The 25716-nt window shown below is 67.1% G+C and carries 28 protein-coding genes and 2 pseudogenes; 14 read left to right on the forward strand and 16 right to left on the reverse strand.

Annotation, left to right across the window (positions count from 1 at the left end; translation table 11 throughout):
* Positions 1-299 precede the first annotated feature (299 nt).
* The 4 genes and pseudogenes from JWS13_RS04620 to JWS13_RS04635 all read right to left on the reverse strand — a co-directional run.
* Positions 300-1108: pseudogene (locus JWS13_RS04620) on the reverse strand (ABC transporter permease); the annotation flags it as partial.
* Positions 1105-2034 carry an ATP-binding cassette domain-containing protein gene (locus tag JWS13_RS04625; RefSeq protein WP_206004719.1) on the reverse strand — a complete coding sequence of 310 codons (930 nt, stop codon included), beginning with the start codon at positions 2032-2034 and terminating at the stop codon, positions 1105-1107. The gene JWS13_RS04625 and the pseudogene JWS13_RS04620, both read right to left, overlap by 4 nt.
* Positions 2035-2302: 268 nt before the next feature.
* Positions 2303-3529 (reverse strand): MFS transporter, encoded by a 1227-nt coding sequence (locus JWS13_RS04630; protein ID WP_206004720.1) that lies wholly within the window; start codon positions 3527-3529, stop codon positions 2303-2305.
* A 3-nt stretch (positions 3530-3532) separates the two neighbouring features.
* On the reverse strand, positions 3533-4888 hold the full coding sequence (locus tag JWS13_RS04635; RefSeq protein ID WP_206004721.1) for an NAD(P)-binding domain-containing protein: 1356 nt from the start codon (positions 4886-4888) through the stop codon (positions 3533-3535).
* Positions 4889-4991: 103 nt separating this feature from the next.
* Between JWS13_RS04635 and JWS13_RS04640 the strand changes: the two genes are divergently transcribed.
* The 10 genes and pseudogenes from JWS13_RS04640 to arsA all read left to right on the forward strand — a co-directional run bounded on the left by JWS13_RS04640 (position 4992) and on the right by arsA (position 12911).
* Complete coding sequence (locus tag JWS13_RS04640; RefSeq protein WP_206004722.1) at positions 4992-5861, forward strand: helix-turn-helix domain-containing GNAT family N-acetyltransferase; 870 nt, start codon at positions 4992-4994, stop codon at positions 5859-5861.
* Between the two features lie 23 nt (positions 5862-5884).
* The gene (locus tag JWS13_RS04645; protein ID WP_206004723.1) at positions 5885-6415 is read left to right on the forward strand and encodes a DinB family protein; all 531 of its coding nucleotides are present in this window, start codon (positions 5885-5887) and stop codon (positions 6413-6415) included.
* 156 nt (positions 6416-6571) lie between these two features.
* Positions 6572-7420 carry a class I SAM-dependent methyltransferase gene (locus JWS13_RS04650; protein ID WP_206004724.1) on the forward strand — a complete coding sequence of 283 codons (849 nt, stop codon included), beginning with the start codon at positions 6572-6574 and terminating at the stop codon, positions 7418-7420.
* A 206-nt stretch (positions 7421-7626) separates the two neighbouring features.
* Positions 7627-8016 carry an ArsR/SmtB family transcription factor gene (locus JWS13_RS04655; protein WP_206004725.1) on the forward strand — a complete coding sequence of 130 codons (390 nt, stop codon included), beginning with the start codon at positions 7627-7629 and terminating at the stop codon, positions 8014-8016.
* Complete coding sequence (gene arsB / locus JWS13_RS04660) at positions 8013-9119, forward strand: ACR3 family arsenite efflux transporter (protein WP_206004726.1); 1107 nt, start codon at positions 8013-8015, stop codon at positions 9117-9119. Before JWS13_RS04655 ends, arsB begins: the two co-directional genes overlap by 4 nt.
* A pseudogene (locus JWS13_RS04665) lies at positions 9119-9801 on the forward strand (arsenate reductase/protein-tyrosine-phosphatase family protein). Before arsB ends, JWS13_RS04665 begins: the two are co-directional and overlap by 1 nt.
* Before the next feature lie 45 nt (positions 9802-9846).
* Positions 9847-10254 carry an arsenate reductase ArsC gene (locus JWS13_RS04670; protein ID WP_206004727.1) on the forward strand — a complete coding sequence of 136 codons (408 nt, stop codon included), beginning with the start codon at positions 9847-9849 and terminating at the stop codon, positions 10252-10254.
* 15 nt (positions 10255-10269) lie between these two features.
* On the forward strand, positions 10270-10686 hold the full coding sequence (locus JWS13_RS04675; protein ID WP_206004728.1) for an arsenate-mycothiol transferase ArsC: 417 nt from the start codon (positions 10270-10272) through the stop codon (positions 10684-10686).
* Between the two features lie 20 nt (positions 10687-10706).
* On the forward strand, positions 10707-11126 hold the full coding sequence (gene arsD, locus JWS13_RS04680; RefSeq protein WP_206004729.1) for an arsenite efflux transporter metallochaperone ArsD: 420 nt from the start codon (positions 10707-10709) through the stop codon (positions 11124-11126).
* A gap of 15 nt (positions 11127-11141) precedes the next feature.
* Positions 11142-12911: an arsenical pump-driving ATPase gene (gene arsA / locus JWS13_RS04685; RefSeq protein ID WP_206004730.1), complete on the forward strand. Its 1770-nt coding sequence runs from the start codon at positions 11142-11144 to the stop codon at positions 12909-12911.
* Between the two features lie 517 nt (positions 12912-13428).
* Here arsA and JWS13_RS04690 read toward each other — a convergent pair.
* From JWS13_RS04690 to JWS13_RS04705, 4 genes are all read right to left on the reverse strand, one after another.
* Positions 13429-14001, reverse strand: coding sequence for a hypothetical protein (locus JWS13_RS04690; RefSeq protein ID WP_206004731.1), 573 nt, complete (start codon positions 13999-14001; stop codon positions 13429-13431).
* Positions 14002-14018: 17 nt separating this feature from the next.
* Positions 14019-14831 (reverse strand): ATP-binding protein, encoded by an 813-nt coding sequence (locus JWS13_RS04695; protein WP_087555394.1) that lies wholly within the window; start codon positions 14829-14831, stop codon positions 14019-14021.
* Positions 14828-16564, reverse strand: coding sequence for an IS21 family transposase (gene istA / locus JWS13_RS04700; RefSeq protein ID WP_206004732.1), 1737 nt, complete (start codon positions 16562-16564; stop codon positions 14828-14830). Before istA ends, JWS13_RS04695 begins: the two co-directional genes overlap by 4 nt.
* Before the next feature lie 128 nt (positions 16565-16692).
* Positions 16693-17259: a DUF4238 domain-containing protein gene (locus JWS13_RS04705; RefSeq protein WP_206004733.1), complete on the reverse strand. Its 567-nt coding sequence runs from the start codon at positions 17257-17259 to the stop codon at positions 16693-16695.
* A 412-nt stretch (positions 17260-17671) separates the two neighbouring features.
* Here JWS13_RS04705 and JWS13_RS04710 point away from each other — a divergent pair, with 412 nt between their 5' ends.
* Both JWS13_RS04710 and JWS13_RS04715 read left to right on the forward strand, forming a co-directional pair.
* Positions 17672-18376 (forward strand): PIN domain-containing protein, encoded by a 705-nt coding sequence (locus JWS13_RS04710; RefSeq protein WP_206004734.1) that lies wholly within the window; start codon positions 17672-17674, stop codon positions 18374-18376.
* Complete coding sequence (locus JWS13_RS04715) at positions 18327-19013, forward strand: hypothetical protein (RefSeq protein ID WP_206004735.1); 687 nt, start codon at positions 18327-18329, stop codon at positions 19011-19013. Before JWS13_RS04710 ends, JWS13_RS04715 begins: the two co-directional genes overlap by 50 nt.
* A gap of 138 nt (positions 19014-19151) precedes the next feature.
* Here JWS13_RS04715 and JWS13_RS45415 read toward each other — a convergent pair whose 3' ends face one another.
* The 5 genes from JWS13_RS45415 to JWS13_RS04740 all read right to left on the reverse strand — a co-directional run bounded on the left by JWS13_RS45415 (position 19152) and on the right by JWS13_RS04740 (position 23686).
* Complete coding sequence (locus JWS13_RS45415; RefSeq protein ID WP_241032090.1) at positions 19152-19772, reverse strand: hypothetical protein; 621 nt, start codon at positions 19770-19772, stop codon at positions 19152-19154.
* Between the two features lie 64 nt (positions 19773-19836).
* Positions 19837-20727, reverse strand: coding sequence for an IS982 family transposase (locus JWS13_RS04725; protein ID WP_206004736.1), 891 nt, complete (start codon positions 20725-20727; stop codon positions 19837-19839).
* Positions 20728-20790: 63 nt separating this feature from the next.
* Positions 20791-21801, reverse strand: a complete 1011-nt coding sequence (locus JWS13_RS04730) for a hypothetical protein (RefSeq protein WP_206004737.1) — start codon at positions 21799-21801, stop codon at positions 20791-20793.
* A gap of 489 nt (positions 21802-22290) precedes the next feature.
* Positions 22291-23007, reverse strand: coding sequence for a hypothetical protein (locus JWS13_RS04735; RefSeq protein ID WP_206004738.1), 717 nt, complete (start codon positions 23005-23007; stop codon positions 22291-22293).
* Positions 23008-23152: 145 nt separating this feature from the next.
* Positions 23153-23686, reverse strand: a complete 534-nt coding sequence (locus JWS13_RS04740) for a TIR domain-containing protein (RefSeq protein WP_206004739.1) — start codon at positions 23684-23686, stop codon at positions 23153-23155.
* 61 nt (positions 23687-23747) lie between these two features.
* Here JWS13_RS04740 and JWS13_RS04745 point away from each other — a divergent pair, with 61 nt between their 5' ends.
* Together JWS13_RS04745 and JWS13_RS04750 are read left to right on the forward strand one after the other, a co-directional pair.
* Entirely contained in the window at positions 23748-24149 is a 402-nt protein-coding gene (locus tag JWS13_RS04745; RefSeq protein ID WP_206004740.1) for a hypothetical protein, read from the forward strand.
* Positions 24146-24502, forward strand: coding sequence for a helix-turn-helix domain-containing protein (locus JWS13_RS04750; protein ID WP_206004741.1), 357 nt, complete (start codon positions 24146-24148; stop codon positions 24500-24502). Before JWS13_RS04745 ends, JWS13_RS04750 begins: the two co-directional genes overlap by 4 nt.
* A gap of 130 nt (positions 24503-24632) precedes the next feature.
* Here the strand turns inward: JWS13_RS04750 and JWS13_RS04755 are convergent, their stop codons facing one another.
* The 3 genes from JWS13_RS04755 to JWS13_RS04765 all read right to left on the reverse strand — a co-directional run bounded on the left by JWS13_RS04755 (position 24633) and on the right by JWS13_RS04765 (position 25432).
* Positions 24633-24866 carry a hypothetical protein gene (locus JWS13_RS04755; RefSeq protein ID WP_206004742.1) on the reverse strand — a complete coding sequence of 78 codons (234 nt, stop codon included), beginning with the start codon at positions 24864-24866 and terminating at the stop codon, positions 24633-24635.
* Positions 24863-25072 carry a hypothetical protein gene (locus tag JWS13_RS04760; RefSeq protein WP_206004743.1) on the reverse strand — a complete coding sequence of 70 codons (210 nt, stop codon included), beginning with the start codon at positions 25070-25072 and terminating at the stop codon, positions 24863-24865. The genes JWS13_RS04755 and JWS13_RS04760 overlap by 4 nt, the downstream gene beginning before the upstream one ends.
* Before the next feature lie 177 nt (positions 25073-25249).
* On the reverse strand, positions 25250-25432 hold the full coding sequence (locus tag JWS13_RS04765; RefSeq protein ID WP_206004744.1) for a hypothetical protein: 183 nt from the start codon (positions 25430-25432) through the stop codon (positions 25250-25252).
* Positions 25433-25716 lie beyond the last annotated feature (284 nt).

A 25716-nucleotide genomic window follows, 5' to 3' on the forward strand; every position in this document is an offset into this window, starting at 1 on the left:
AGAAGCGCGGTGAGGAGGTGAGAGCGATGCTGACCCACACATTGTTTTCGGGTCTGACGACGAAGAGGTCGATCTGATCGTGGCGGAGGAACTGCATCTGCTCGACGCCGCCGCATGAGCGCCGTCGCCGCCGCACCGGGCGTATCCGCTGACCACAGCACTCTCCTAGCCCTTACCCCCTCTGTATTGGGGTAGGGGCCGGAAAGAGTGCCCGAGCCAGACGGACAGCACACACAGAAGAACCCGCCCCATCCTTCGGTGAAGGACGGGGCGGGTGTGTCGCGGTCAGCGGGTGCGTACGACCGCACCAGACGGGTGAGGACGGGGACGGCGGTGACCACCGCCCACAACCCGATCGCCCGCGACAGGGCCGCGGCTGGTGTCACCAGCGGTGGCGGTGCCGAGCACGTGCCCGCGCAGGGCGTCGGTGGCGTGCGCGACCGGATTCACCGTCGCCATGGCCTGCATCCACGGGCATGGTCTCGATCGGCGCGAACGCACTCGAGACGAACATCAGCGGCATCATCACCATCATCCCGGCGAACTGCACCACGTCCGGCCGCCGCAGCCGGTCCCCGATCAGCCCGAACAGCGCGCTCATCGCCCCCGCGAGCACCACCAGCACCACGACCGCGGCGACGGCATCGACGGCGGTGCCGTGGAACTCGAAACCCAAAGCGACGGCCGCGATCCCGAGCAACGCAGCCCGGGCCAGGGTGAACGCGGCCTCGTTGATCGTGCGGGCCACCCCCGGCAACGCCGCCCGCATCGGCAGGGCCGCGAATCGGTCGTGCAGGCCGTTGGTGTGATCGATGGCGGCGGAGACGCCGGCGTTGGTGCCGGCCATCACCGTGGAGACGGCGAGCATGGCCGGGGTGAGGAAGACGATGTAGCTGACCCCGGCCGGGAAACCGGGTCCGGCGGCGACGCTGCGGAAGACCTGGCTGAACAGCACCAACATGGCCATCGGCATGGTCAGCGAGAACATCAGCAACTGCGGGACGCGGGCACTGGTGCGCAGGTTCCGGACGGTGAGGGCGGCGAGCTGGTCCACGGCCGAGGGACGCCCGACCTGGGCGGTGGTGGTGGTGGTGCGGATGGTGGTCATCGGTGGGCTCCGGGGGTGTGGGCGAGGTGGGTGAAGACGTCGTCGAGGCTCGGGGAGGTCACGTCCAGGTCAGTGACCTCGATGCCGCCGCGGTGCAGGTGAGCGACCAGTTCGGTCGCGGTGGGGGCGTCGTCGACGGTGACCGACACCCGAACCCGGTCGGCGTCGACCCGGTCGGCGTCCGGGATGAACGGCAGCGCGGCGAGCTGACCGGCGGGGACGGTCGCGCTGACGACCTTGCCGCCGACGATCCGTTTCAGCTCGGCGGGGGTGCCGCGGGCGGCGACCCGGCCCCGACTCAGGACCACGATGTGGTCGGCGAGCCGGTCGGCTTCCTCGAGGTACTGGGTGGTGAGCACGACCGTGGTGCCCGCGTCGGTGAGCTCGTCGACGACGTCCCACAGCCCGGTGCGGGCGATCGGGTCCAGGCCGGTGGTCGGCTCGTCGAGGAACAGCACCGACGGAGAGCCGGCGAGGCTGGCGGCCAGATCGATCCGGCGGCGCGAGCCGCCGGAGAGTTCCCCGACCCGCCGGGTGGCGTACTCGTCCAATCCGAGCCGGTCGATCAGCGCGTCGGCCCGTACGCGGGCGGCGGTGCGGCGCAGCCCGGTCAGGCGGCCGATCAGTTCCAGATTTTCCCGGGCGGTGAGGAATTCGTCGAGCCCGGCGTATTGGCCGGTCACCCCGATCCGGCGGCGCACCTGGTCGGCGGCGGCGACGACGTCGAGACCCTCGATCTGCACGCGGCCGACGGTGGGCCGCACCAGGGTGGTCAACGTGCGGATCAGGGTGGTCTTGCCGGCACCGTTGTGGCCGAGGACCCCGAGGGTGGTCCCGGCGGCAGCCTCCAGGTCGACGCCGTCGAGAGCCCAGGTTGTGCCATAGGCGACGTGCAGGTCCTCGACGAGGACGGCAGGGGCGGTCATCTCGCACCCCCGCGGTGGTCTCCGGCCGGGCGGGTAGTCGGGTGCGTGGTCATCGCAGGGTTCCTCTCGAAGAAGGGTGTGCTCTCACCCGGTTCTGGATGAGAGTCCGCTTCCTCAGACGAAGCAACTTCGCGTTGGACGCGCCCACCGCCGAATCAGCTCTCTATCGGACGCCGGCGAGCCTGCTCACCAGGTGGTGGGCGTCGCGGTCCACCCCGCGCAGCGACGCCGACGACAGCGTCCGTTGCCACTCCAATCCCAGGTGGTGTCAGGCGGCGATGTCGGCCTTGCGGTGATGCGGGATGCTGGCGGCCCCGATCAGGGCCGCGACCACGGCGAGGGCGGCGAGGATCAGGTAGGTGCGGGCGTAGCTGCCGGTCCACGCCGACAGGACGGTTCCGGCCCACGGGGCCAGGGCCATGACGATGACGACCGGGGCGGACATCAGCCCGTTCAGGCGTCCGTAGTGGGTGGCGCCCCATCGGTCGGTGATCGCGGTGGCCTGGATCAGGGTGAAGATCCCGCGGATCAGCCCGGCCCCGATGGCCACCGAAATCAACGCGATGGTGGTGGAGGCGATCCCGAGCAATGCGGTGCTGGCGGCGGTGGCGGCGAGGATGACCACGATCCGGGTGCGGGCGGTGGTGCGGGCGGCGATCGGAAGGTAGCCGAGGCGGCCGAGGACCTGCCCGGCACCGCCCAACCCTAGGGTGAGGGCCGCCAGCGACGGGGAGAAGCCCTGCTCGATCAGCAACGGGACCAGGTTGAACACCCCGGCGAACGCGGCGAACGCCCCGAGACTCAGTGCGATGACGAGGGCGAGGAACGCGCGGCTGCGAGAGGCATCCCGGTGATCGACCGGATGGTCCCCCACTGGGGTGGGTGGGCGCGGCCACCGCCCACGCAACCCCAGCAGGTGCCCAGGCACGGTGACGACGGCAAGGACGGCGGCGAGGACGAGATAGGTTGTGCGCCAGTCATACCGGTCGACCAGCGCGGCGGTGAGCGGGGCGAAGACGGTGCTGGCCAGCCCGGCGGCCAGGGTCAGGATCATCAGCGCTTTGACGTAGCCGCCGCCGTACCAGCGGGTCAGCGCCGCGAACGCCGGCGGATACAGCACGCCGCCCATCGCGATCCCGGCCGCGATCCAGCCGGCGTAGAAGATCGGCAGACTCGGGGCCGCCGCCACCACCAGCAGGGACGGAACGGCCAGGACGGAGCCGGCGGTCATCACCGTCCGTGGGCCGATCCGGTCGATGATCCGCCCCACCGGAATGCCCGTGAGTGCTGCGGCGAGCTGGGAGATCGAGAACGCGGCGGTGATCTGCGGCAGCGACCACCCGGTATCGGCCGAGATGGATACCGAGAGCACCGGAAACGCGTAGTAGAGGATGCCCCAGCTGGTGATCTCGGTCAGGCACAGCACCGCCAGGACCCGCCGCAGACCGGTCCCGTCGAGAGACGCGGTCTGCGGCAGGGTCCTGGTGTCCGTCATCGGTTATCGGCCCGCGCGGGTGGCGAGACTGATCAGCGCCAGGTCCGGTGCGGGGCAGCACCCAGCGGGTGCTTCCTCGGCGTCGACGGTGTCGGCAGGGGTGTCGGCGTCGTCGAACACCCCGGCGCCGCCGCACACTCCGGTCTCCGGCAACGTGAGTTCGACCCGGGCGGCGGCGTCGTGGTCCCCGGCCAGGGCGGCCGCGATGCTGCGGACCTGCTCGTACCCGGTCATCGCCAGGAACGTCGGGGCGCGGCCGTAGCTCTTCATCCCGACCAGGAACACATTCGGCTCCGGATGCGACAGTTCGGCGACCCCGTGCGGGTAGACAGTGCCGCAGGAATGCACGTTCGGATCGATCAACGGCGCCAACTGGGTCGGGGCCTGCAGCACCGGATCCAGGCCCAGGCGAATCTCCGAGAGCCAGGACAAATCGGGCCGGAACCCGGTAAGCACCACCACCCGATCGACGTCCTCGATCCGGGCGCCGGTGTCGGACACCAACACCACCCGCTCACCGTGGGACTCGATGGCTGCGGTGCGGAATCCGGGAACCACCTGCAACAGCCCGTCGTCGACCGCCGCCTTGGCGCGCAATCCGAGGGCGCCGCGGGCGGGCAGCTGATCGTCCTCGCCGCCGCCGAAGGCGGAGCCGGCGTCGCCGCGGCGCAGCACCCAGCTGATCCGGGTACCCGGCGCCTGCTTCTCCAGATCGGCCAACGCGACGATGGCGGTCAGCGCCGAGTGCCCACTGCCGGCGATCACGATGTGCTTGCCCGCGTACCGATCCCGCACCTTCGGGTCGTCGATGTTCGGCACCCGGTACTCGATCCGGTCGGCCGCGGACTTCTCGCCGAGTGCGGGCAGACCTTCACCGCCGAGCGGATTGGGGGTGGTCCAGGTGCCGGAGGCGTCGATGACGGCCTGCGCGAGGATGCGGTCCGCGGTGCCGTCGGCGCGGCGCAGGTGCACCGAGAGCGGTTCGGTGTCGCGGCCGGCGTCGACGACCCGGTCCCGGCCGCGGCGGGCCACGCCGACCACCTCGGTGCCCAGCTGCACGATGTCGCCAAGGGCGGCGGCCAGCGGCGAAAGGTAGTCGCGGGTCCAGTCCTGGCCGGTTGGGTACGCCTCGTCGTCCGGGGCCACCCAGCCGGTGGCGACGAGCAGGCGGCGGGCGGCGGGGTCGATCAGCTCACCCCAGCGGGAGAACAGCCGCACGTGGTTCCACTCGGAGATCGCCGCACCGGCCACCGGGCCGCGTTCGAAGACCAGCGGGGTCAGGCCGCGCTCACGCAATTGTGCCGCGGCTGCGAGGCCGATCGGGCCGGCGCCTACGACGACTACGGGCAAGGTGTTCATCTGGATAATCCTTTCATCGACGTTCATCGATCCATTGAGATCGAAGAGTATCGATGTGCGTCGATTAATGCAACCATCGATGGATATCGATATAGTGAAGGGCATGACTTCCCTGGACATGCCGGTCGTCCGCGCCCCCGGTGCCGAGCAGGTGGATGCGTTGGCGCCGGAGGACGCGGTCACCTACGCCGGCTGGTTCGCCTGCCTGGCCGACCCGACCCGGGTGCGGCTGCTGCACCACGTCGCCTCCCGCCCGGCCGGGATCACGGTCGGCGATCTCGCCTCGGCGCTGGAGATCGGTCAGCCCACCGTCTCCCATCACGTCCGCAAGCTCGCCGACGTCGGGTTCGTCTCGGTACACAAGAACGGCACCAGCACCGTCGTCACGGTCAACCCGTCCTGCTGCACCGGTCTCCCGCACGCCGCCGACGCGGTGATGGGTGTGCTCACCCCGCGCCCGTGCTGCCCGGACGACCTCCCCGACGACGTCGTGGTTCGCGCCATGACCGAGCAGGATTGGGACGATGTGCGCCGAATCTACGGCGAGGGAATCGCCACCCGCATCGCCACCTTCACCACCGAGGTCCCCGCCCACGAGGTGTTGGACACCCAGTGGCTCGACGGGCATCGGTGGGTCGCCGAAATCGACGGCGTCGTGGTCGGCTGGGCCGCCCTGTCCTCGGTGTCCGGGCGGGACTGCTACGCCGGGGTGGCCGAGAACTCGATCTACGTCGCCGACGGGATGCGCGGGCGCGGGGTCGGGAAGACTTTGCTGCGCACCCAGGTGATCGCCGCCGACGAGGCCGGGCTGTGGACGTTGCAGACCTCGATCTTCCCGGAGAACCGGGCTTCCATCGCTCTGCACCACTCCGCCGGGTTCCGCACCCTCGGGGTGCGCGAGCGCATCGCCCAGCTCGACGGGATCTGGCGCGACGCCGTCTTCCTCGAACGCCGCAGCCCCGTCGCCGGGTAACCCGGAACCGACTGAGGCGCATCATGTCCGAGCCGCCACCCGTCGACCGCCAGGAGATCGCCGCCGACCTCGAACGCGCCCGCCGAACGCTGCACGAAATCCTCGGCCGCGCCACCGCAGCGGATTTCGATCGACGCTCCGCCGGCACCCGCTGGACCAATGAACAACTGCTGTTCCACATGGTTTTCGGCTACATGGTGGTGCGCCGACTGCTGATCCTGGTCCGGGTGTTCTCCCGGTTGCCGGACCGGGTCGGCCGAGGATTCGCCCGCGGACTGGACGCCGCCACGCCGGCGTTCCACGAGGTCAATTACCTCGGCTCGTGCGCGGCGGCCACCGTCTTCGATCGCCGCCGGATGGGCCGCCAGTGCGACCGCGTCATCGCGAATCTGCAACGCTCCCTCGCCCGGGAAACGGAGGCGAACCTGCTGCGCAGCATGGCTTTTCCGGTGCGCTGGGATCCGCTGTTCACCGAGACCATGACCCTCGAACAGGTCTACCGGTATCCGGGTAAGCACTTCGACTTCCACCGCGCCCAGCTCACTCTCGGCTGACGCCGCACCGTCGGAACTCCGGTGCCTTCGACTGGCCCGGTACGCACCGACGGGCGCCGGCCCCGCCGACATCAGCTCGGGTGCGTCCTTCCGGACCGGCCGGCGTCTATAGGTGTGCCGACATCCCGGCTATCCATCGAGGACGAGGAAACTTTCATGACCACCATTCCCACCGATACCCACATCGACATCGACCGCGCGCTCAAGGCCAAGCACCGGGCGCTGTGGGCCTCCGGCGATTACCCGGCCGTTGCCGCCGAGCTGATCCCGACCCTCGGCGAGGTGCTCGTGGAAGCAGTCGATATCCGCTCCGGCCAGCGGGTGCTCGACGTGGCCGCCGGCAGCGGCAACGCCGCGATCCCGGCTGCCGCGCGCGGCGCCACCGTCGTCGCGTCGGACCTGACACCGGAACTGTTCGTCGCCGGGCGAGCGATCGCCGACCAGCGCGGCGTCGAGCTGGACTGGGTCGAGGCCGACGCAGAGGCGTTGGCGTTCGACGACGACAGCTTCGACGCCGTCATCTCGGTCGTCGGAGCAATGTTCGCGCCGCACCATCAGCGGACAGCCGACGAGATGCTGCGAGTCTGCCGGCCCGGCGGCACCATCGCGATGATCAACTGGACACCGCAGGGCCTGATCGGCAACCTGTTCAAGACCATGGGACCCTACGCACCGCCCCCGCCGCCCGGTGCGAACCCGCCGCCGCTGTGGGGCGACGAGCAACACATCCGCGACCTGTTCGGCGACCGGGTGACCGCCCTCGACGCGCACCGCCAGTCGCTCGTGATCGACCGCTTCGCCAACCCGACCGAATTCCGGGAGTTCTGGAAACGCAACTACGGCCCGACGATCGCCGTCTACCGCCACAACGCCGCGGACCCGGATCGGATCGCGCACCTCGAACAGGATTTCCTGCAGTTCCTCACCGCATGGAATCGGGCCGATGCGCCCGGTCGGACACACTACGAAGCCGAATACCTTCTCGTCACCGCACGCAAACGGTAGTCCGCATCGGTCCTCGGTCACCGGCAGCGCACCGGGAGGATCGCGGAACACTCCGCCAGCTGTGAGATGCGGAAAGAACCCCATACGCCGACGGCAAACCATCGACTCGACTCGAAGGTCAAGCCGGGATCGTCGACTCCCTACCCGGACACAGGTCCACCGACTACCGATTTGCGGCCTGATTTGATTCCTGTCAATATCGAAGCATGTCGAAACAAGAGGTGTCGGAGAGCGGTGCCTGCTGCTCACCCCTGGCACGCGAACCCTTGACCGAGGACTGGGCCGGGGATCTGGCCCGAATGTTCAAGGCCCTCGGCGACCCGGTCCGGCTGCGCCTGCTCAGCCTCGTCGCCTCCCACGCGGGCGGCGAGGCGTGCGTGTGCGACATCTCCGCCACGATCGAGTTGTCCCAGCCGACGATCTCGCACCACCTGAAGGTGCTGCGCCACGCCGGATTACTGGACTGCGAACGCCGCGGCACCTGGGTGTACTACTGGGTGATCCCCTCCGCCCTGCAGCAACTGTCGGCGGTGCTGCTCACCGAGGGCGGACCCGTCGTCCCGTCCGAAGCGTGCGCCACGGAGGTGCCGGCATGAGTGAGACCGCCACCGAACACCCGGCCGTCGTCGGGAAACTCTCCACCCTCGACCGGTTCCTGCCGGTGTGGATCGGCGTCGCCATGGTCGCCGGACTACTGCTGGGCCGGATGATTCCCGGCCTCGGGGACGCCGTGTCCGCGGTGGAGATCGACGGCATCTCGTTGCCGATCGCGCTCGGACTGCTGATCATGATGTACCCGGTGCTCGCCAAGGTCCGCTACGACCGGCTCGACACCGTCACCGGCGACCGCAAACTCCTCGTCGGCTCGTTGGTCCTGAACTGGGTGCTCGGGCCCGCGCTGATGTTCGCCCTCGCCTGGCTGCTGCTGCCGGACCTGCCCGAGTACCGCACCGGCCTAATCATCGTCGGCCTGGCCCGCTGCATCGCCATGGTGATCATCTGGAACGACCTCGCCTGCGGTGACCGCGAGGCCGCCGCCGTGCTGGTCGCAATCAACTCGGTGTTCCAGGTGCTCATGTTCGCCGTCCTCGGCTGGTTCTACCTCTCGGTCCTTCCCGGCTGGCTGGGTCTCGAACAGACCACCATCGACACCTCGCCGTGGCAGATCGCCAAATCGGTACTGATCTTCCTGGGCATCCCCCTGCTCGCCGGCTACCTGACCCGCCGTTTCGGCGAAAAGGCCAAGGGCCGTGAGTGGTACGAGTCCACGTTCATCCCGAAGATCGGGCCCTGGGCGCTGTACGGGCTGTTGTTCACGATCGTGATCCTCTTCGCCCTTCAAGGTGAGCAGATCACCTCCCAGCCGTGGGACGTCGTCCGCATCGCCATTCCGTTGCTGGCGTATTTCGCGATCATGTGGGGCGGCGGCTACGCCCTCGGCGCGGCCATGGGTCTGGGTTACGAGCGCACCACCACCCTGGCGTTCACCGCCGCGGGCAACAACTTCGAACTCGCCATCGCCGTGGCCATCGCCACCTACGGCGCCACCTCCGGTCAGGCGTTGGCCGGTGTCGTCGGACCGCTGATCGAGGTCCCCGTCCTCGTCGCCCTGGTCTACGTGTCCCTGGCGCTCCGTAACCGCTTCACCCACTCGACTGGTTTCACCCCCGAATCTGCATCTGTGACGAAGGAGTCCTGATGTCCGACAGCCCGCTCGAGAAGGAACTGTTCCCCTCGCTCCACCGGGCAGGGCCGGAACTGCTGATGCCCCAGGCGGTCCTCTCGCGCACCGCCGCAGACCTGGCCGAACCTACACCGGCGTCTTCTCCCCGCAGACGGTGGAGCGGTACGTCTTCGAGTCCTACACCGCGCTGCGGCGCACCTCCAAGGTGCACACCCACCTGACCACCTTGGCCGGGCGGTTCGCCGCCGACCGGCTCACCGCCCTGGCCCAATCACAGGGTGCGGCACCGAAGGACGTCCCGGAGGTGCTGTTCGTGTGCGTGCACAACGCCGGGCGTTCCCAGATGGCCGCCGCCCTGCTCGACCACCACGCCCGCGGGCGGGTGCATGTCCGTTCCGCCGGGTCCGCCCCCATCCACGCGATCAACCCCACCGTTACCCTGGCGATGACCGAGGTCGGGATCGACCTGGGCGCCGAGTACCCGAAGCCGCTGACCGACGACGTCGTCGCCGCCGCCGACGTGGTGGTGTCGATGGGCTGCGGCGACGCCTGTGCGATCTACCCGGGCAAGCGGTACCTGGACTGGGCCCTCGCCGACCCCGACGCGCAACCGCTCGACGTCGTGCGGGTCATCCGCAACGACCTCGACACCCGAGTCCGGGCTCTGCTGCGCGAACTCACCACCGTCCCGGCCTGACCCGGACCAGACGTCCCCGACCCGTTTTTCGAAAGGACTTCCCTCATGTCCAAGCCCTCCGTGTTGTTCGTCTGCGTCCACAACGCCGGCCGCTCCCAGATGGCCGCCGGATTCCTCACTCATCTCGCCGGTGACCGGGTCGAGGTCCGCTCCGCCGGGTCCGCCCCCGCGAAGACCATCAACTCCGCCGCCGTCGAGGCGATGGCCGAGATCGGCATCGACATCTCCGCCCAGTCCCCGAAGATCCTCACCCCAGACACTGTCCAGACCTCCGACGTGGTCATCACCATGGGCTGCGGCGACGCCTGCCCCGTCTTCCCCGGGATCAGCTACCGGGACTGGGCCCTCGAGGACCCGGCCGGTAAGGGCGTCGACGCGGTCCGCCCGATCCGCGACCAGATCAAGTCCAAGGTCGAAGCGCTGATCGCCGAACTCGTCCCCGCCACCGCCTGAACCCGGGTGACCATCGTGAGTAAGCCCTCCGTGTTGTTCGTGTGCGTGAAGAACGGCGGCAAGTCCCAGATGGCCGCCGGCCTGATGCGCAAGGCCGCCGGCGATGCCGTTGACGTGTACTCCGCCGGCACCACACCCGGCGCCGCCGTCAACGCCCTCTCCGCCGAATCCTTGCTGGAGGTCGGCGTCGACATCACCGGGCAGACCCCGACGCTGATCGACCCGCAGCTGGTCCGCGACGTCGATCTGGTGGTCACCCTCGGCCGCGAAGCCCGCGTCGACCCGGTGGACGGCACCCGGTTCGAGAACTGGGACACCATTGAGCCGTCCGAGCGCGGTATCGACGGCATCGAGCGGATGCGCCTGGTGCGTGACGACATCGCCACCCGCATCGACGAGCTCGCCGCCCAGCTCCGCACCACCCAGCCCTGATACCCGAGGAGAACCCGCTCGTGAGCACCATCGAAATTTTCGAACCCGCCCTGTGCTGCAACACCGGCGTCTGCGGCGACGACGTCGACCAGGCGCTGGTCACCTTCTCCGCCGACATGGACTGGGTCCGCTCGAAGGGCGGGAACATCGCCCGATTCAACCTGGCCAGCGAACCGCTCGCCTTCGCCGAGCGTGAACCCGTCACCGCGTTCCTGCAGGTCTCCGGATCCGAGGGCCTGCCCCTGGTGCTCGTCGATGGTGTCACCGCGATCACCGGCCGCTACCCCGACCGGACCCAGCTCGCCAAGTGGGCCGGCATCATCACCGACACCCCGGACCCGGTCGTACCGGCCGCGACCGCGATGCTCGGGGTCACCGACACCACCGACGCCGGATCCTGCTGCGCCCCCACCGACACCACCGGAACCAGCTGCTGCTGAAAGGCTTTGCCTGTCATGAAGTTTCTCGACGCCCCGCCCCGCTTCCTGTTCTTCACCGGTAAGGGCGGGGTCGGGAAGACCTCGATCGCCTGCGCCGCAGCGATTCACCTCGCCCGCGCCGGCCGCACAGTGCTGCTGGTCAGTACCGACCCGGCCTCGAACGTCGGGCAGGTCTTCGGGCTGACCATCGGCAACACCATCACCGACGTTGCCGCCGCGCCCGGGCTCTCGGCCCTCGAGATCGACCCGGAGCAGGCCGCCGACGCCTACCGTGAACGGATCGTCGGACCGGTGCGCGGGCTGCTGCCGGAGAAGGAACTGGCGTCGATCACCGAGCAGCTGTCCAGGTCGTGCACCACCGAGATCGCCTCGTTCAACGAGTTCACCGCCCTGCTCACCGACCACGACACCGTCGCAGGGTTCGACCACGTGCTCTTCGACACCGCCCCGACCGGGCACACCATCCGGTTGCTGCAACTGCCCGGCTCGTGGACCGACTTCCTCAATGATGGCAAGGGCGACGCCTCCTGCCTGGGCCCGATGTCCGGGCTCGAGAAACAGCGCAGCATCTACGCCGACGCGGTCGCCGCCCTTGCCGATCCGCAGCGCACCCGGCGAGTCCTCGTCGCCAGGGCGCAGCGGGCGGCGCTCGCCGAGATCGCCCGCACCCACACCGAACTCGCCGACATCGGCCTGAGCCACCAGCACCTCGTCATCAACGGCCTGCTCCCCGAACCGGAGGACGGTGACGAACTCGCCGCCGCGATCCACCGACGCGAACAGGCCGCCCTCGCAGAATTGCCCGCAGCCCTGACCGGCCTGCCGCTCGATCGGGTGCAGCTCAAGGCCACCAACATGGTCGGCATCCGCGCACTCGAGAGCCTCTTCACCCACGCCGACTCCATTGCCGCGCCGGCCACCACAGCCCCCATGTCCGAGGTGCCGAACGCGTCCCTGTCCGCCCTGATCGACGAACTCGCCGACGCCGATCACGGGCTGATCATGTGCATGGGCAAGGGCGGGGTCGGCAAGACCACCCTCGCCGCCGCGATCGCCGTCGCCCTCACTCAGCGTGGCCACCAGGTGCATTTGACCACCACCGACCCGGCCGCCCACCTGACCGACACCCTCGCCGGAAACCTCGACGGCCTGCAGGTCTCCCGCATCGATCCGGCCGTCGCCACCGCGCAGTACCGGGACCGGGTGCTGGCCACCAAGGGCGCCGCCCTCGACGAACAAGGCCGCGCCACCCTCGCCGAGGACCTGGCCTCCCCGTGCACCGAGGAAGTCGCTGTGTTCCAGGCCTTCTCCCGGGTCATTCACGAATCCCGGCGGAAGTTCGTCGTCGTCGACACCGCCCCCACCGGGCACACCCTGCTCCTCCTCGATGCGACCGGGTCGTATCACCGGGAGATCGCCCGGCAGATGGGTGACAACACGAATTTCACCACCCCGTTGATGCGGCTGCAGAACCCTCATGAGACGAAGGTCCTGCTGGTCACGCTCGCCGAAACCACCCCCCGCCTCGAAGCCGAAGGCTTGCAGGCCGACCTGCAGCGCGCCGGCATCGAGCCGTGGGCGTGGGTGGTCAACAACTCCCTCACCGTCGCCCACCCCACCTCGCAGCTGCTCCGGCGGCGGGCCGCAACCGAACACAGTGAGATCGACGCCATCACCGCCGCGCACCACCGGATCGCAGTGGTACCGATGCTGGCCACCGAACCGGTCGGAGTCGATGCCCTGGCCGCGATAGTCGAACCCGCTCGGACCGTCCCGGTGAACTGACGCGTCGTCGGCGGGGTCGCCGCCGTGTGAATGCCCGCGTTCGCCGACCCGGTTGTGCCCATCCGCCGAGACCGAGGGCGCCGGCAGCCCACTGGGCGAGTGCTGGTCAGCAGCAGGGGGTCGTGGTGACGGGCTGCTGCTCACCGACCTGGGCGGCGGACTCGCCGGAACGCAGATCCAGCACGCTGGCGTCCCGCCCTCAGCCGGAGGTCAAAGGCAGCAGCGCTGGGGCTGGATTCAGCGCCTACTTCGGGGGTGAGTCGATAGCCGCTGACATGGCCCCCACCAGAGACTGCGCCTCCCGTCGCGAAACACCACCGGACCGCCATACGGCAGCCAGGTGAACCGTGGACCCGGGCAATACGGGGCCGCCACCCGACTCACCACCGGGTCGGCCACGCATATGCCCTCGTCGCCGCGCCACATATCAGGCCAAGGCCCCCAGCCGCACGACATCGAAGCTCGGCAGCCCAGCGCCACGCGCAAGGCCGCGCCAACACCCCGACTCCGCAGCACGTTATGACTTTGAACTGGAGAGACCGATGTTGCGGTCCAACCGCCTGGGCCTGAGACGCTTGGGTACCGACATCACGGCATCTCTCGCGGCTCCGTCAGAACCGCAGACAACCAGCAACGGAGTGCGCTCGGGGATCGGTAAGGCGCGGAACTTCTGGTCGGCTACTCGACCGACAACCACGTCCAGGGCGTACTCGGTGATGCGCTTGTTGATTCTGTCTGCCAGCTCGTCGGCTTCGGCTCCGACGACTCGCTCTCTCTCCACAACACCATCCCAGCCCGTTGCAGGCCCGAACCACATCACGGTGCGAGGACTGATAGGCATCACGATCTCGAGGGCTGTCGCAATGCTTCGTGGCTGCGTCGGGTAGACATGCACGAGTCGGCGGATCTCGCGTCGCCGACGGCCCTTCCGCGTGGCGGCGCGTTTGAGTTTCTGCTCGAACTCTTCCTCGCTCATCGAGCAGTCAGGCGAGTGATGGACATCGTCATCGGCGGTGATCACCACGACCGGCTCGTCACCGATCAGGTGTCGCTTGCCAGGGTGATGGGACCACCTCGTTGCCACGAGCATGGGACCACCCGAAGGTGTCATCGAGCATCGACCTCGCCTTCTGAACTGTCAACCGCGCCATGCCCCGGACGGGTGCGTTGCCGGTAGGACGGGCCCTCGATGACGAGGGTGTGCGCCGCGGAGGTGAGCCGGTCGATCGCCGACTGCGCCAGCAGGGCATCGGTGGTCATCGACAGCCACTCATCAGGGGACCTATTCGAGGAGACGATCGTCGCCTTGCGGCGATGCCGCTCCACGACCAACTCGTAGAAGTCGTTGGTCTCGGTCGCGTCCAGGGGCCGAAGCGCAAAATCGTCGAGGACCAGGAGATCGACGGTGGCGATGCGCCGCATCTCCGCCTCGACCGAGTTGTCCAGCCGGGCGGCGCGCAGCCGGGCGAACAGCTTGTCCGCCCGCGCGCAGAGCACCGTCATCCGGCGCCGGATCGCGACGTGCCCGAGGGCGGTCGCCAGGTGCGTTTTTCCGACCCCCACCGGACCCAGAACCAGGACCGAGTGGCCGGCCTCGGCGAACCGCAACGACACCAGATCCGAGAGCAGGGATCGGTCGTAACGGAGGTCGTCGAGAGCGTTCCAGGTGTCGATCCGCATCGACTGATCCAGACCGGCCTTCGCCGACCGCAAAGTGGCCGAACGTGATTCCCGCCGGGACACCTCATCGGCGAGGAGCAGTTCCAGGAACGCGACGTGGCTGAGTTGGTGCTGGCGGGCCAGCGCCAGTCGCTCGGGCAGGGTGTCCTTGAGGGCGCCGAGCTTGAGGGCCTTGAGAAGGGCGATCAGGTCGGCGCCGATCGGATCGACCGGCCCCGCGGGTGTGTGTGGGGTGGTCATCGTGTCTCCTTCGTGTCGGTGTTGCCCCCGGCGATCACCGTCAGATGCCCGGTCCTCTCGGTGGCGACGCCGGTCCCGGCAGTGGCGACGGTGGTCCTCTCGGTGGCAACACCGGTCCCGGCAGTGGCAACACCGGTCCCAGAGGTGGCGGGGGTGGTCCTGTCGGTGGCGAACTCGGCGGGGTCGCGGGTGAACCGGGACGGTGCCGCCGACCCGGCGGCCGGCAGCAGCGGTGCGGTGGTCTCGGTGGCGCGTTCGAGCATCGAGGCGATCTTGCTCACCGACACCACATCCAGATCCAGCGCCGTGCTGCACGCCGCTTCGACTGGGCCGGGCCCGTAGCGGCGGACCAGCCCGAGCAGCCGGTAGACCGCCCGCATCCGGATCCAGGGCAACGGATCGTCGAGCAGTCTTTCGGCGTAGATCCCAACGCAGCGGCCGTGCCCGGCGCAGGTGCCGATCAGCCGGTCCAGATCTCGCATCGCGTATCCGATCTTCTCGGTGGGCAGATCCTCCGGGTCGGTGCTGCGCCCACCGGCGGGCTGGCGCGGGTGCACCTTCACCAGGTTTCCGCGGGCGTAGAACTTCACCAGCGCACTGTCCGCCCGCACCTCGAGGATCGAACCGATCCACTGTCCCGGGATCGAATACAACGCCCTGGCGACCTCGGCATGAAAGTCGCGGTGCACCTTCACCTGTTTGAAGATCGGCACGTCGTAAACCGGCGGAACGGCCAGCAGCATCGGTGCCTCGTCCTCGTCGAACACCTCGAGCGGGCGGGCGGCGGTGGTGCCGTGCGTCCGCATCCCCGCGGTGTCACGGCACCACGCCTCGGCACGCTGTTGCGCCTCGGCTAGATCAGCGAATTCCTCACCAGCCCAGTAGTTTCCACGTACATATTGAACTGCTCTTTCGACCCTAGGTTTGTCTTTCGGCGATCGGATCCGGGCCGGATCCGTGACGAACCCGGTGTGCTGGGCGTAGTCCAGCCACCCCTGCGACAGCCGCGCATTGACCGCGTCCGCGTCGGCCACCACCGGTCTCAGGTTGTCGGGGATCAGGACCTTGAACACACCACCGAAGAAGGTCCACGCCGCTTCGCAGCCGGCGATCACCGCCGCCAGGGTCTGCGAGTACGTCAGCCACACGAACATGTGCCGCGAGTACACGGCGGTGAAGATCAGCGCGTGCACCTTGCGGCGCCGCCCGGTGTCCGGGTCGGTCAGATAGCCCAGGTAGCCGAAGTCGATCTGGCATTCGCTGCCGGGATCGCCGTCGACGATGCGGACGGTGGTGTCCTTGCGGCCGAAACCGCACCGCTCGGTGGCGAATCGGTGCAACGTCCGATACGGCACCACACAGCCCTGACGGGCCAGCAGTGTTTCGATCTTGGTGATCGTCAGCGGTGGATGCGGCCCGTCGCCCGCGACCCACGCCCGAATCTGGTCCTCGAACCCCAGCAGCTGGTCCCAGGCGGCGCCGTGTCCGCTCGGGCGGGCCGGGCGCACCGCCTCGATCACCGCGCCGATCAGCCCATCGTCGAGGGCGTCGACACAGTCGCCGCGCTGCAGCCCCGCGGCCTGGGCGGCCTCGATGTACCGCCGGGCCGTTTTGCGGTCCACCCCGCAGTGCGCCGCAATCGTGCGCAATCCCGGCGGCCGGGACCCGGGCACCCCGAGCCAGATCCGGAGCACTTCCTTGACTTCGTTCACATTGACCTCCCGAAACGCCATGCCCGTCCGCCTTCGTGACCGGGGATACCGACACGACGATCAAACGAGCGATCCGACGGGACTTCGGCGCGACGCGCCGGGTGGTCCCATGACTGGCAATCCGAGTGGTCCCATGAGGGTGGCAGAAATCAGGTCAAGACGGTCCCATGCTCATGGCAGGCGACAATCAGGAACAGCGGACGGTCGATGGTGATCAGACAGAAGGGCCGGTCCATCAGCAGATCGGTCAGTGTGTTGGCCATCGGGCCGATGGTGCTGATGTGCTCGTTCTGATGTGGTACGAACTCGAGAGTCCGTAGCTCGTCCTCGGTAATATTCGAGGCCAGCTGGCCGGCAGCCATCGTCTTGCCGTACCAGTCGGCCATCAATTCGTACTCACGTCGCCGACGAGGGCTGCGTGCCATCTGAAACGCAACGAATGTCGCCAGGTGCTCGAACTGTTCAGGCGTCAAGGTTGTTGACACCGAGTAGGGGTTGTTCAGGTGCTCGAGCACTCTCGCAGCTTGCCCTTCGACCACGCTCAACAACTCCTCCATACTGGAGTCGAGTTGTCCGTCGGTCGCCAGGAATGTGTAGAAGTCGGTGATCCCGACGTCCCGAATGTTGCGGACACCCTCCTTGAGGTCCTGCTTCTGCTTCACCCAGATCAACCCATTCGAATCTGCCCACTTCTCGAGCAGGAACTTCGGGATCACGTGGTGACGGGAACCCACCTTCCCGAACCGATCTATCGACCGCAGCCACGCTTCGCCGACCTCCATCATGGGTCAATTACAGCAATGAGGACCGACAGGATTCCCTTGCGTTGCTGACCAAGTCGCTCGGACGACACAAGTCCGGAACCGGTCCTCCCAACCATATTCGGTTCTTGACCGCCCCACCGAATCAGCCCCTCAGCCCCACACCCAGGGCTCAAACGAGCACGGAGGTCGGCTGCCTACCAGCTCAAGACTGAGACCTCCAGCGCGGCGCACGACACCGGACCCGACACAGGTCCGCCGTCCGAGTACTCAGTGCGCCGAGAGTCAGGTCCACGGTGTCCCGCTGGTCGATGCAGAAAAGACGCACGCCGCCCGGTCATCCGAAGATGCCACCACAATAGGCGAGGTGAACACCACGATCATCGTTGTTGATACGAACATCCTGTCGGCGTCGCCACGGTTGCGATCGCAGCCGTGGCAGCAACTACGCGAGTGGGCGTCGGGGCGGGGTGTGCAGGTAGTGGTGCCCGAGATCGTGGCGATGGAGACAGTGAATGTGGTGGTCCGAGATTGGCGGGTGCAGGCACAGAAGCTCGAAGCGCTCAAACTCGACCAACTAGGCCTGGCGGACGCCGTGGGGGCTATGGTCGAGGAGATCCGCCGCCAGTGCGTTGCGTACGCACAGGAGTTGCGCTCATCACTGTCAGATCTCGGGGCGTGTATCGCACCGGTGCCGACGAGCATCGATCACCTCGAAATCGCGCGGCGTTCGTCGGAGCGGCGAGCCCCGTACGTGGACAACCGATCGGATACGGAGAAGAAGTCCTCCGCGGCGTCACTGAAAGACGGGTACCGGGACACGCTGATTTGGTTCACGCTTCTGGCAACTGCGGCCGACAATCCGAACGCGGCGGTGTGGTTCGTCAGTGCGAATCGGCACGACTTCGGGAGACGCCTCAAGGGCAGAGACGACCCGAACGGGCCTACCCTCGACACTTTTCCGTTTCCGTGGCATCGACAGGCTGGAGGGAGAGTTGAGCGAGGTTGGCCTAATCGATCGGGTGCAGTACGTGCTCGGCTTGGATCGGTTGGTGCAGCATCTCGCGAGTGAGCATGCGCCGGTGCCGGTCGAGGAGTTCGCTCAGCGGCTAGAGAGGTGCGAGACATCGAATGTGATTTCTGAACAGTTGAGAGACCGTTTGCTGGGTGGCCGAATCGATCCGGAGAGTGGCGGATTGCCACTGACGACGGTGTGCTCGCAGATTGTCGATGTCGGTCATCCGGCTGAAGGGTGGCAGTTCAATGATGCGTCCGGCGCACGTGCCAGTGGGCCGTGGACAGCTCGGTTCCGAGTGGATGTGCCGGTGGTGATCAGTGTGGCCGGTGCGAGGGATATGCCAACGGATGTGTCGAAGCCAGTTCGTGTATCCGGTGGTCTCACAGTCGCGGAGGATGGTTCAGTCACAGACCTAGTGGTTGATGGGGTGGAGGCCCTGCCGGATGACGTGGGCCGCGCCGCGTGGCAACGGGTTCCTCGCGACTACACGGACGAGGCTTGGCTCTTCCCGTTCTCGGATGACGCACTCAAGATGATCGATCAGATGCTCCGTGGTGCGGTGAGTCCAGAAGAATCGATCGGGCGGATGGCGGACGGGTTTCAGACGCCGCCTGCCTTGATGGATGCGATAACCCGGGAGATGGGAGATGCGGAACCGCCACAAACTTGCGGGACCTTGCAATCTTCGTGAAGCAGCCTGAGGTTCAGGAAGCGATGGAGCGTGCATGGAGGGCGTGGAATGCGACGCGGCCGACTGAAGGGACGACGGACGGTTCGGGTACCGACACCAAGGGGTGAGGGCGCCTGCTCATCCCCACACTGGGTGCAGTTATAGGCCAGTTCTACGCTGACTGAGCGACGGGAGGACGCGCTTCGGCATACCTCGGAACATTTTGGTCGCAGCTCCGCTGACCCGTCGGGTTGCAGGATCTTCGTGCGCCGACCGATCACGGTGGTGCGAGATCGGCGACCGAGCGGTCATCTCCAGCTCCCACATACGCGTGACCGTCACGACGCCAACCTCCGGGCGTCGCCGGTCCGGGCGGACGGCATCGGCCACGATCCGGGCCAGCAGAGTCAATGCGGTCGTTTGGTCGCGCATCACCTGCAGCACCGGCCGCGCCTCACTGGTGAGAAGCATGGCCAGCTCGGAGCGTTGCTCGTCAGTGCGCGGGGCCGACCCAAGCCGGGCCGCGGAGGCTGTCCACCACTGGTGCAGGTTGATGCTGTTGTAGGTGGCCAACCGGACCCGGGTGGGCAGCGAGTTGTCCCAGTAGTCGCCGCGGCGGGCCGCCACCCAGTTGTTCTCCGACCAGTCGATCCCATAGTGCAGCAGCAACACCAAGCGCTCCGCCAACTGCGCGGCCGGATCGGCCAACGTCGGCAGTGGCGGAACCCCGGCCAGCCAGCGGTCGGTCACCGGAAACCTATGCTCCCCCAGAATTTCCATCAGCGCAGATCCTAGAGAAGATATGGAGTTTTCTCGAGTCTAGATGATTGATTCCTTGAACGGATCAGTGGTCGTAGGCGATCAGTGATCGCTTGGCAGTGGCGCCGATGTTCCAGTTGTGCCAGATGCCGGCGGCCATCGCCAGCACACGCTGGGCGACGCGGGCGAACACCCCGTGCGTGGTACGGCCACCGTGTTCCTCCAGGCCAAGCTGCCCTTTCAACGTGTGGTTGACCGATTCGATCCACTGCCGCACCCCGCCGAGATTGCCGTTCTTGTACGTTTCGTCCTTACGGTCCGGTCGCAGCAGCTGCAGACCCATCGCGGCGGTGGTATCGGCGAACTGTGCGCCGGAAAAGCCTTTGTCGGCGAGCAAGATCTGCCCCGACCGAATCAGGTGATGATCGCGTTCGAGCAGCGCGGTCACCACCTCACGCTCACCGAGCTTCGGATTCGCCAGGCACCACATGATCGGCATCCCGTCGCCCGCACAGACCAGATACAGCTTCAGCCCCCAGTAGAAGCGCGAATGGGAAGCGCAATAGCCGTACCCGGCGTGCCCGGCCAGGTCCGATCGCTTCACCGTTTCACGAGACATCCCGCAGGGCACCGGGGTGGCGTCGGTGATCCACAGGTCGTCGAACCAGGATGGTGAGATCCGCGCCAGCGTCTGAATTGCCTTGCACAGCAACCCTCGTGCCGCCCTGACACGTTTGTTGTAGTCCGACTGTCCGGGAATGTAGGGAAACAGGGCACGCAACTCGACGCTGTGGTGGGCGTGCCGGATCCACCGGCGTTCACAATCGAACCCGAGCAGCATCTGTGCCACGGCCAGGGTGAGCAGTTCGGCATCGCTGAGCACGGGCCGCCGACCCCGACCGGAGCGGGGTTCGACGACATGATCGTCGATGAGCACATACAGTTCGGTCAGGAGGGTTTCCAGTTCTTTGGTCACGCTTTGATCTTGGAAACCCTCCGCCTACTCCTCCTCCGCGACACGCTTCAAGGAATCAATCATCTAGTGAGTCGCACCTGCTCGCCGAGGGCCGCATTTGCGCGCGGAGTGTGGAGTGTGGAGTTGATCAGGATTTTTCGTCTTCTCGAGGGTCAGAGACTCGTCGGAAAGTGTCCGTCTACCCACCCGAGATCGGTGAGGTCTTTCCACAGCCATGACAATGCGAGTTTGGTCGCTGGTTTGCCGCTCTGCATGTCGAAGCGACCATGAGTGGGTGGAGAAGTTGGGAGCGAAAGCCTCGTACGGGGGGTATGCCTCGACGTAGGCCCTGAATGAGCCGTAGAGCGTGTCGCGGTCGTCGTCGATCTCCTGGACCCGTGCTTCGTCGTTCAAGGTCAGCGACACCGTCTTGACCCCGGGGCGACGTCCGTCCGGGCTCGGGGTGCCGGTCGGTTTGAGCAACCACCGAATTCCCGGCTCGATCGGTCCCGGAAATTCGAACGCACCGCGCTCACGGTGCGGGTGGTAGGAGATGTTCCCGTAGAACTCTGCGGGCATGAGACCGCGGCGTCCGAGAGTGTCTCCGAATCGGGGGGTCACGACCTGAGCGAGTTCGAGATAGCAGGTCATCGCCGCAGTGATGATCTGCTGCACGCGGTCAAGCATCCGCTCGGGTGTGAATGACCCCCAGGGCGTCGCATACGTCGGTGCGATATCGCCCTCCGGGTACAGGGGTGCAGTCGTCTCAGTTTCAGGTTTGAGCTGTCCGGGGAAGGCGAATTGCGCGCCTAGGATTCTGGTCTCGTCTCGCGCCTCATCCTGCGCGACTCCCGGTTGCTGCTGGCCGATTCGTTGAGCGATCCGAACGAAGCGGTCCGTCACGTCGCTGGCGAGGTGATCTCGCGAGGTTTCCCATACCCCGTTCAGCCCGGTCGGGACGGCGTGCCCGCGCGAGATCATCGGACGGTCCATCGGAATGTTGCCTGAAATCACCGGAGGAAGAACGTCGTTCGTTCCAGCATCGGACTCCAGCCAGGTCACCGACAGCTTGGAGTGTTTGATGTTGACTGCCACGGTCACCTTGTCGAGGTCCTGTGATCTGATGATCGAGAAGGGGAAGAATCACCCAGGATGCGGCACCTGGATTCCATCGCGCGATCGTCGCCATCACCGGGTCCACCCGAGTGGGTTCTCCTGCCGCGAGGACCATGGCGAACACATATTTCCAGCGGTCGAAGGCTCGCAGCGACGTCAGCAGCTTATCGACGTGTTCCTCCTCCTCGAGCAGAGCCTTCGCGGCGAACCACTGCTCGAAGATGGCGAGGGAGAAGGCGCAGTTCCGCCCAGTTGTCGTCACCAGTGACGAGTTCCGAATCTGTGCAGCCACGTCGGTTGTGGTGAACCGGGCGGGGTCGACAGCCTTTCCGGTGCGCACGGTCTCGACGGCGAGGCGCCGCAGGCCGGTGTAGAGGTCGTGGCCTTCGGCAGCGACGGCGTTCTCGACGACGCGATCGATCAGTTCGGGGATCCCGGTCGCGCCCTCGGTGGCACTGGCGTGCAGGGCTACCAGCAGGGCGAAGAACGACGCTCGATGGCGTCCTCGAGGTGCCGGCCCAGATGGCCGATCCGGTACCCGGCGACCAGTCGCATCAACCGGTCCGCGCTCGTCCTGCTCAGGGTGGGCACCGGAACGACTCGCTCGGTGACCTTCTCCTGCAATCTCGACGTCAAGATGATCCTCGACTTCGGCCACCTGGCGGCAAATTCGGAGGCTTGGCGGAGCGCGGTTGCCGCCTCGTCGGTGCGCTCGTCGAGGCCGTCGACCACCACGTCGACACCGAGACCGGGGAGGACGTCGAGGCCGACCTCGCCGACGATGAAATCACTGATCTTCCCGTCAACTTCCCTGACCGGCAACCACACCGGCACGGGCGCTGCCGGGTTCTTCGCGGCGTCCTCGATGCGACTCCGGAACCATTCTTCGGCGATATCGGACTTCCCCGATCCCAGCGGCCCGACGAGCAGGCGGTAGTCGCCGGCAGAGAGTTCACCGAGTTGCCGCGGAACCTGCACCCGCTCGGTGAGGGTCCGAGCGACCTGCTCCGGAGAGAGTCCGGCACCGAGGCGCCGGTGTTCGAGCCGTCCCCGAGAGACCGAGTTCAGACGGTCGAGGTACACGGGTCGGTCCGAGTTCTCGTACGGCGTGGTGGCTGCCGTGACGACGTGGGTGTTGTGCACGTGGTGGCCGCCGACGGTGACCGTGTTGCCGTCGCCGATCACACTGACCGTCTCTCGCGGCGTGCTGCCACTGGGCAGCGGATCGGAGTGCTCACTACCTCCGGCTGCTGACCCAAACGGCAGGGGCTCCACACGGGCCGAAGCCGGGGTGGGTTTCGGCAATAACACTGAAGGTTCTGCAGGCAGATCAGGCACAGGGACCCAACTCCGGGAGGATGTGCCGTGGCCAGTTGAGCAGCATGCGCAGCAGACGTTGGATGCCGCCGTCGGTATCGGCGAACTCTGTGACGTGAAACCGGTTGAGACGGTGCAGGTCCGCAGGAAGCGCATCCTCGGAGGAACCCGGAAGTACGACGATCAAGGTTCTCTTCTGAAAGTCGTGCTGGTTCTCGTTGAACCGGCCCTTGAGGGTGTCGGCCTCCACGACCGCGCCGGCGCCGGCGGTGGGTACGTTCGTCCCCTCCCACCGCTGTTTCCACGCCGTACTGACCGCGACGATGACGAAGTCGCTGTCGCGGACCATCTCCTGCCCCCATCGGGTCCAGTCGATCGAAGGGTCGCTCTGGTAGTACAGGTCGATGTGCGCGTCGATCCCGTTCGCGCGCAGACGCTCCACGAGGGACCGGACCGCGGTTTCCCACTCCTTCTCCTGCTCGCGGCTCCAGTCGGTGTTCTTGTGCGCCCAGCTGACCAGAGCAGTGGGTGGCATCGGCGAAGTCACCGGGCAACCTTACCGCAAACATGGCGTTGACACCATATGGTTTCAGATACATACTGGGTGTGTGAACGTCGACGCACCCGAGGACTTCTTCGACTGGCTCGACCGCATCGAAGCCAAAGCTCGCGGCGGGGACGAGCACGCCCGCAGAACACTCGCCCGCGCCGCCGATGCACTGTCCCAGCTCCGAGACCTCGACGGCCCACCCACCTCGGAAACCCCGGACCTCAAACGCGTCCGCCAGTCCCGCAACTACCAGGTATGGCGCACCGCCCACCCCTTCGACCCGTCCATCGCCTTCCGGCTGATCTGCTGGTTCCCGCCGAACAGCGACACCGTTGTCGTCGCCCTCTTCGCCGCCGACAAAGCACGCATGGGAGACGTGTTCTACAACAGCGTCGGCCCCCGGGCCGACACCGCGATCCGCGAATGGCTCCACCAAACCCGAGGAGAGGACCCGTCATGACCGAACCCACCCCGCGCACCCGCTTCCGCCGCGCCAACGACCGCATCGACAAGCTCGTGAGCGACCCGTTGATCGCCGACGAGGTGCGCAGCTACCGCGGCGAGCGTGAGACCGTCAACCGCATCCACGCCGAAGGGCTCGCCGACATCCGTAAGGCCAGCAATCTCACGCAGCAGCAAGTCGCCGCCGCCCTCGACACCGACCAAGGAACCGTCTCTCGCATCGAACGCCGCGACGACCTGTTGCTGTCGACCCTGCGGCAGTATCTCGCCGCGACCGGCGCCGAGCACCCGAAAATCGTCATCGAGAAGGACGGTGTCGAAATCACCCTCGACCTCGACGCCTTCGCCTGAACATCGCCAGCAAACCCACAGCCCACCTCCAGCCGACGTAGGAAGGCCGCACAGGCGGCCGGCAACCACCATCGCCGGGCAGGCACCATCCACGCCACGGTCCGCAGACGGCCCGACAAGGGGCCCTTTGTCACGTTCGACTGGCACGGATCCCGACCTGCCACCACGGATCGGCACGGCGCCACGCACTCAACTCTTCCCAGTCGTCGAAGAACATCGCCCATTGATCCGCGGGAATCCGTTGCAACAGCGCGTAGCTCGGGGAATCGTCGCGGAGCATCGTTTCGGTGAGGCCATGTGCGCGGAGCCGGCGCATCACCTGCAGCCGAGCGGCATCCGCAGCGAGCGGCGCCGAGATTGTCACGTCGCCGGCGCGCCGCAGCCGGCGGCGTCGAGGTACTGCTCGGTGACTTCCCCAGTCTCCCGAGCCATCCAGGTCAACTCCCCCAACCCGTCATCCCCCACCGTCGACAAGTCCACGCACGCGGCCATCGGCCCGCGCACGCACACCAACGCCAACTCGTTCTCCGACAACGCCTGCCACAGCTGTTCGACCGCGGACGACCCCATACCGCTATTGAACCGCACCAGTGCGGGAGCCGGATCGGTCGCGTCGCACCTCACCACACCCCGACCGTTGGTGATGCCGGCGCATTACCGCCCATATGGGCTATCAGATCCCCTACCCGGTCCGCTCGGCCAGCTGGGGTTCAGAGCGGATTCCACCAGGCGACGAAGGCGTTCCACTCAGCGATCAGCGGCCACACACCGGCCCTCGAGGGGATTCGCACCGAACAGGTCGGGAAGCAATCCGATCATCACCGTCTCCTCAGAACTGGTTCCACCAGGTCGCCACGCGTTCCACCACGTCCACGGCCAGAACGTCACGTCACCGACCTGATTCGGAACGTCGAACACGATGCCAGTCATGACATTGCTCCTTCAGGCTCGGCCCCGACCCATGCTGGACATCGGTACCGCCACTCCCAGCGCTACACACCGCGCCGGCGGCACCGCTTCGGGCAGTGCCCGTAGCCTGGTCAGTTGTGGGGAACACACCCGAACCCGGTCTGGACCTGACGGTCCTGCGAAGACTGCGCACACCCGGCGCCGATACCTACGACCCCGCGATCCCGAGGCGGTCCGCGCCGCCGAAAGTCGCGCGCGGAGCTGCGGAAACGACATGTCCCCACTGCAGAAGGGAGACCGGCTGC

It is taken from the genome of Rhodococcus pseudokoreensis (assembly GCF_017068395.1).
GTDB classification, from domain to species: Bacteria; Actinomycetota; Actinomycetes; order Mycobacteriales; family Mycobacteriaceae; genus Rhodococcus_F; species Rhodococcus_F pseudokoreensis.